The organism is Stenotrophomonas sp. TWI700 (genome assembly GCF_039673645.1).
Lineage (GTDB): Bacteria > Pseudomonadota > Gammaproteobacteria > Xanthomonadales > Xanthomonadaceae > Stenotrophomonas > Stenotrophomonas maltophilia_AA.
On sequence record NZ_JBDJMB010000034.1, the window covers coordinates 25,537 to 31,652 of the forward strand.

At 67.9% G+C, this 6,116-nt stretch carries 5 protein-coding genes; all 5 read right to left on the reverse strand.

Annotation, left to right across the window (positions count from 1 at the left end; genetic code table 11):
• Positions 1 to 6 precede the first annotated feature (6 nt).
• On the reverse strand, positions 7 to 519 hold the full coding sequence (locus tag ABE473_RS17070) for a GNAT family N-acetyltransferase (protein WP_346490314.1): 513 nt from the start codon (positions 517 to 519) through the stop codon (positions 7 to 9).
• Positions 520 to 619: 100 nt separating this feature from the next.
• The gene (locus ABE473_RS17075; RefSeq protein ID WP_346490315.1) at positions 620 to 1,657 is read right to left on the reverse strand and encodes a copper resistance protein B; all 1,038 of its coding nucleotides are present in this window, start codon (positions 1,655 to 1,657) and stop codon (positions 620 to 622) included.
• Entirely contained in the window at positions 1,654 to 3,447 is a 1,794-nt protein-coding gene (locus ABE473_RS17080; RefSeq protein ID WP_346490316.1) for a copper resistance system multicopper oxidase, read from the reverse strand. Before ABE473_RS17080 ends, ABE473_RS17075 begins: the two co-directional genes overlap by 4 nt.
• 104 nt (positions 3,448 to 3,551) lie before the next feature.
• On the reverse strand, positions 3,552 to 4,043 hold the full coding sequence (locus ABE473_RS17085; protein ID WP_346490317.1) for a CopL family metal-binding regulatory protein: 492 nt from the start codon (positions 4,041 to 4,043) through the stop codon (positions 3,552 to 3,554).
• Positions 4,043 to 5,848, reverse strand: coding sequence for a DNA helicase RecQ (recQ, locus tag ABE473_RS17090; protein ID WP_346490318.1), 1,806 nt, complete (start codon positions 5,846 to 5,848; stop codon positions 4,043 to 4,045). Before recQ ends, ABE473_RS17085 begins: the two co-directional genes overlap by 1 nt.
• Between the last annotated feature and the right edge of the window lie 268 nt (positions 5,849 to 6,116).

The window sequence follows — 6,116 nt, forward strand, 5'->3', positions numbered from 1 at the left end:
CGGCGCTCAGGCGCGGCGCAGGATGAACTCCCGGTCGACGCTGTCGCCGACCGGGAAATCGTATTCGCCCACCTTGCTGCAGCCATAGCGCGCATAGAAGCGTTGCGCACCGAGGTTCTCGGACCACACGCCGACCCACAGCGTGCGCCGCTGCGGTTGATCGAGCCAGGCCAGGAACGCGTCCATCAGGCGCGCGCCGTGGCCGCCACTCTGGTGGCTGGCGAGCAGGTAGAGGCGTTTGAGCTCGATATCGCCCTCGCTGGCCTCGGCATGTGGCAGCCCGTTCGGTCCCGCCGCGAGATAGCCCACCGCGCGGCCGCCCTCCTCCAGCAGCCATGCGGCGTTGCGTGGATCGGCCAGTTCGCGGCGTTGCGGTTCGACCGCGTAGTGACGGTCCAGGAATTCGCGCAGATCCTGCGGCGGGTAGGAATCGCCGAAGGTTTCGGTATAGGTGGCGATGGCGATCGCCGAGAGCGCGTCGGCATCGGCAAGGGTGGCGCGGCGGAGGGTCAACGTCATGGCGCAAGGCAGGCAGATCGGGTCGGCAGCTTACGCCATCGCTCCAACCGGCAGGAGGTCCGGGTACCTGGGGCACCCGGAACCTGTCACGGCCGCGGGATCAGAACCAGACCCGCACGCCCGCCACCCAGCGGGTATCGCGCGCGCGCTCACCGGCCGCCTCGTGGTAATCAGCGGTATCGCCGAACAGCCGCTCGTGGCTGATGCCGATGTAAGGCGCGAAGCGGCGGCTGAACTCGTAGCGCAGGCGCAGCCCGGCCTCGACCTTGTTGAGTCCCGAACCGTTGCCATGCTCCGGCTCGTCCTTGGCCGAGAAACTGGCTTCCACCAGCGGCTGCAGGATCAGGCGGTTGGTCAGCAGCAGCTCGTACTCCACTTCCACCGTGGCCGCGAACTGGCCGCTTTCGCCGACATAGGCCGTGGCCGAGGTCTCGAACTTGTACGGCGCCAACCCCTGGATGCCGAACGCCGCCCAGGTGCGTGAATCGGCCGGACGGAAATCCTGCTTCACGCCGACCAGCACGTCCCACCACGGCGACACGCTGCGGCCGTACATGACCTCCAGATCGGCCGATTCGGTGCGGCCGTCGCTGCGCTCGCCTTCGCTGCGCAGCCATAGCCTGTTGATGTTGCCGCCCACCCAGCCGCTGGCCTCCCAGGCCTGGCCGGTGCCGTGCTGACCGTCCCAGTGTTCGAGGCGATTGACCAGCAGCATGCTGTGGATCTCCGGCGCATGCTCCATCGCGCCGTGGTCGATCGGCGGGAACGCGGCGAGGCGGTCGGCGGCTGTCACGGCCGGAATCGGCTCGAGCGGCTCGGTGGGCGCAGGCGCCTTCGGCACGCCATGACCCATCGCGCCGTGGTCCATCTTCGAATGGTCCATCTGGCCGTGATCAGTGCTGCCATGGTCCATCTTCGAATGATCCATCTGGCCGTGATCGACGCTGCCGTGGTCCATCTTCGAATGATCCATCTGGCTGTGATCGACGTTGCCGCCATCTGCCGGTGGTGTGTCGGCCGTGGTCGTGGTCGGCGTCGTGGCATGGCCGGCATGCGGCTGCGCCCAGGCCGGTGCCGACACAGCCAGCAGCAGGGCGGTGCTCAGGACCGACGTTGCGGTGAGAAGAGAGCGGCTCATTCTTCGATCCTCACTTCGCGCATCATGCCCGCTTCCATGTGGTACAGCAGGTGGCAGTGGTAGGCCCAACGACCGAGCGCGTCGGCACGCACGCGATACGTGCGGCGGGTGCCCGGTGGCATGTCGATGGTGTGCTTGCGCAGGTGGAAGTCGCCGTCCGCATTTTCCAGATCGCTCCACACGCCGTGCAGATGGATCGGGTGCTGCATCATGGTGTCGTTGACCAGCACGATGCGCATGCGCTCACCGTAGTTCAGGCGCAGCGGTTCGGCGCTGGCGAAGGGAATGCCATCGAAGGACCAGCTGAATTTTTCCATGTGGCCGGTCAGGTGGAGCTCGACCTCGCGGCCGGGTTCGCGGCCATCGGGATCGTCGAACAGGCTGCGCATCGCGCCGTAGGTGAGCACGTCGCGGCCGTTGTCGCGCAGGCCGATGCCGGGATCATCCAGTTTCGGCTCGGTCGCCATGCTCTGCATGTCCACCAGCGGATTGCCCGTTTCGCTGGCCGGGTGACGCGGTGCCTTGGGATCGGCGCCGTGCGTGCCGTGGCCCATGCTGGCGCCGCAGCCGCCTTCCATGCCCTTCATGTCGTGGCCCGCCATCGCGTTCGAGGCATGGCCCATGTCATGTCCCATGTCGCTCATGGTCAGCAGCGGGCGCGCGTCGCGCTCGGGAATCGGCGCCTGCAGGCCGTGGCGGACCGCCAGCGTGCCGGCGGCATAGCCGGTGCGGCCCATGTCCTGGCAGAAGATCGTGTACGCGTCCTGGCCGCTGGGTTCGACGATCACATCGAAGGTTTCAGCCGGGGCGATGCGGAATTCATCGATGCTGACCGGGTGGATGTACTGGCCATCGGCGGCGACCACGGTCATTTTCAGCCCGGGGATGCGCACGTCGAAGTAGGTCATCGAACCGCCGTTGATGAAGCGCAGCAGCACCTTCTCGCCACTGCGGAACAGCCCGGTCCAGTTGCCGGCCGGGGCGGTGCCGTTGAGCAGGTAGGTGTAGGTGTGGGCGTTGATATCGGAGATGTCGGTCGGCGTCATCCGCATCCGGCCCCACATGCCGCGATCGGCGGTGGCCGCGGCCCAGCCGTCCCTGCGCACATCGCGCAGGAAGTCGCGCAGGGTGCGCTTGTAGTAGTTGTCGTACTCGGCGAGTTTCTTCATGCGCCGGAACAGCGAACCGGGGTCCATGTCGGTCCAGTCCGAGAGCAGGATCACGTGCTCGCGGTCGAAGTGGTACGGCGCCGGCTCGAGCGGATCGATGATCAGCGCGCCGTACAGGCCGGCCTGTTCCTGGAACATGGAATGGCTGTGGTACCAGTACGTACCCGACTGCTTGAGGGTGAAGCGGTACTGATAGGCCTCGCCGGGGGCGATGCCGTTGAAGCTCAGGCCGGGCACGCCGTCCATGTTGGCCGGGAGCAGCAGGCCGTGCCAGTGGATGGAGGTGGGATGGCCCTGCAGCGTATTGGCGACACGTATGCTGACGGTCTGGCCCTCGCGCCAGCGCAGGATCGGTGCCGGCAGGCTGCCGTTGACGGTGATCGCCGGGCGGGTGCGGCCGGTGAAGTTGGCCAGCGATTCGCCGATGCTCAGCTGCACGTCCTGGCTGCTGAGCACCTGCGGGGCGCCGACCAGGCCGGGGCCGGCGGCGGCGAACGCCCGCGGGCTCAGACCGGTGGCGGCCAGGCCGGCGACCACGCCGCCGGCAGCCACGCCCTGCACGAACAGGCGACGTGACGGCATGGGCGGGGTGCCCGTGCCGGGTGTTTTGGGGAAAGACATTGCAACTCCGAATCCGGTTCGAATGGCACACGCGGTGCCGTCAACGCCCGCACACCGGGGGCGCGCGGGCAGAGCTCAGGCGGGCGCTCGCAGAGCGCGGCGGATCAGGCGATCGGAGGGCGGGTGATGCGGTCCAGCGGCGGGGTCGGCAGCGTGGGATGCGCGGCCGTCAGCGGGGCCATGGACACCGGCGGCGGCGTGGCCAGCCAGGCGACCTGGACGGTCAGGCTGGGCTGCTGGGCGCAGCTGCGCAGGCAGTCCTTGATCTTGCAGTGGTCGCCATCGTGCGGCGCCTGTACGCCGGCATCGGCGGCCGCCATCGCGTGGTGGTCGTGTGCGGCGGGGGGCGGCGCGTCGCCGTGGCAGGGCGGTGCCGCACTGCTGGCGGGGGTCGGCTCGGCCAGGGCCAGCGCCATCGGGCCGGCCATGGCCACGTTCAGCCCGTTGAGCAACAGGCTGAGCATCAAGACCACTCGCAGGAGAAGGCCACTGGCGGACATGGGGCTCACCTTACTGCCAAAGCCCCGCGACCGCACCTGCGGCTGAACGCCTGGTTCAACTCTGGAGCCGGGTCTGCCTGGACGTGCCGGGTGCATCAGCCTTCCTCACGGACGATCTCGACCAGGCGGTCGCCGTAGCGGGCCAGCTTGGTGCCACCGATGCCACCGACCCGCCCCAGCGCATCGACGCTGGTGGGGCGCTGTTCGGCGATGTTGCGCAGGGTGCTGTCGTGGAAAATGACGAAGGCCGGGACGTTCTGTTCGCGGGCGAGTTCGGCGCGCAGGCCGCGCAGCGCGTTGAACAGGGCCAGGTCCTGCGGCAGCACCGACAGGCCCGTGCGCTGGCCGCTGCGGTCGCGCTCGCGGGCGGCCTTGGGAGTCTCGCGGCGCATCATGACCTTGCGCTGGCCCTTGAGCACTTCACGGCTGCCATCGGTCAGGCGCAGGCCGCCATAGGCGCTGCTGTCCACTTCGAGCAGGCTGGAGGCGACCAGCTGGCGGAACACGCTGCGCCAGGTGCGGGCGTCGAGATCCTTGCCGATGCCGTAGGTGCTCAGTTCGGTATGCCCGAACTGGCGCACCTTCTCGTTGTCGCCGCCGCGCAGGATGTCGATCAGGTGGCCGACGCCGAAGCGCTGGCCACTGCGGTAGACGCAGCTCAGCGCCTTCTGGGCGGCGACGCTGGCATCCCAGGCATCCGGCGGCAGCAGGCAGTTGTCGCAGTTGCCGCAGGGCTGGGGGTAGGTCTCCCCGAACCCGGCCAGCAGGACCTGGCGGCGGCACTGCATGGATTCGCAGTAGCCGAGCAGGTGATCGAGCTTGGACCGTTCCAGCGTTTTGCGGTCTTCGCCGGCTTCGGACTGTTCGATCATCTGCTTGAGCAGCACGACATCGCCCAGCCCGTAGCAGAGCCAGGCTTCGGCAGGCTCTCCATCGCGGCCGGCGCGGCCGGTTTCCTGGTAGTAGCCTTCCATCGATTTGGGCAGGTCGGTATGCGCGACGAAGCGCACGTCCGGTTTGTCGATGCCCATGCCGAAGGCGATGGTGGCGCACATGACGATGCCATCCTCGCGCAGGAAGCGGCGCTGGTTGGCGGCGCGCACCTCGGCGGGGAGGCCGGCGTGGTAGGGCAGGGCGTTCAAGCCCTCCTTGCACAGGAACTCGGCGGTTTCTTCGACCTTGCGCCGCGACATGCAGTAGACGATACCGGCTTCCTGGCGGTGGACCTTGAGGAAGTCCAGCAGCTGGCGCTTGGCGTTGTCTTTTTGGACGACGGTGTAGCGGATGTTGGGGCGGTCGAAGGAGCTGACGAAGTGCTGGGCGTTGGTCAGGTCCAGCCGTTCGGCGATTTCGCGCTGGGTGGGCGGATCGGCGGTGGCGGTCAGCGCGATGCGCGGGACGTCGGGCCAGCGTTCGTGCAGGACGGTGAGCTGGCGGTATTCGGGGCGGAAGTCGTGGCCCCACTGCGAGACGCAATGGGCTTCGTCGATGGCGAACAGGGCGATCCTGCTGCGCGAGAGTAGGGAGAGGAAGCGGCCGGTGAGCAGGCGCTCGGGGGCGACATAGAGCATGTCCAGTTCGCCGGCGAGGAGTTCGCGCTCGACCCGTGCGGCGGTGTCGCCATCGAGGGTGGAGTTGAGGTATTCGGCGCGGACGCCGAGCTGGCGCAGGGCTTCGACCTGGTCCTGCATCAAGGCGATCAGCGGCGAGATGACGATGCCGGTGCCGTCGCGGAGCAGGGAGGGCACCTGGTAGCAGAGCGATTTGCCGCCGCCGGTGGGCATGAGGACGAGCGCGTCATTGCCGGCGGCGACATGTTCGACGATCGCCTGCTGCGGACCGCGGAATTCGTCGTAACCGAAGATGCGGCTGAGCAGGTCGTGCGCGGGGCGGGAAGACATCGCGCTAGTTTACCTTGCCCGGGCTACGGGCCGTGTCCTCTGATGCCGGGTCGGCGTGTAGGGAAGCCGAGAGCCAAGGCCTCAAAGCCTCAAAGCCTCAAGACCTCAAGACCTCAAGGCCTCAAGGCCTCAAAGGCAGAGCCTCAAAGCGCAGGACATTCCGTCTTACGGGTTTGGCGCGGTGTGGGTGGGTTTGCAGGACCCGCCGTGAACCCATCCCTGGGGGCTCGTGAGCGGCATCCATGCCGCTCCAACGGTCCTGCAAACC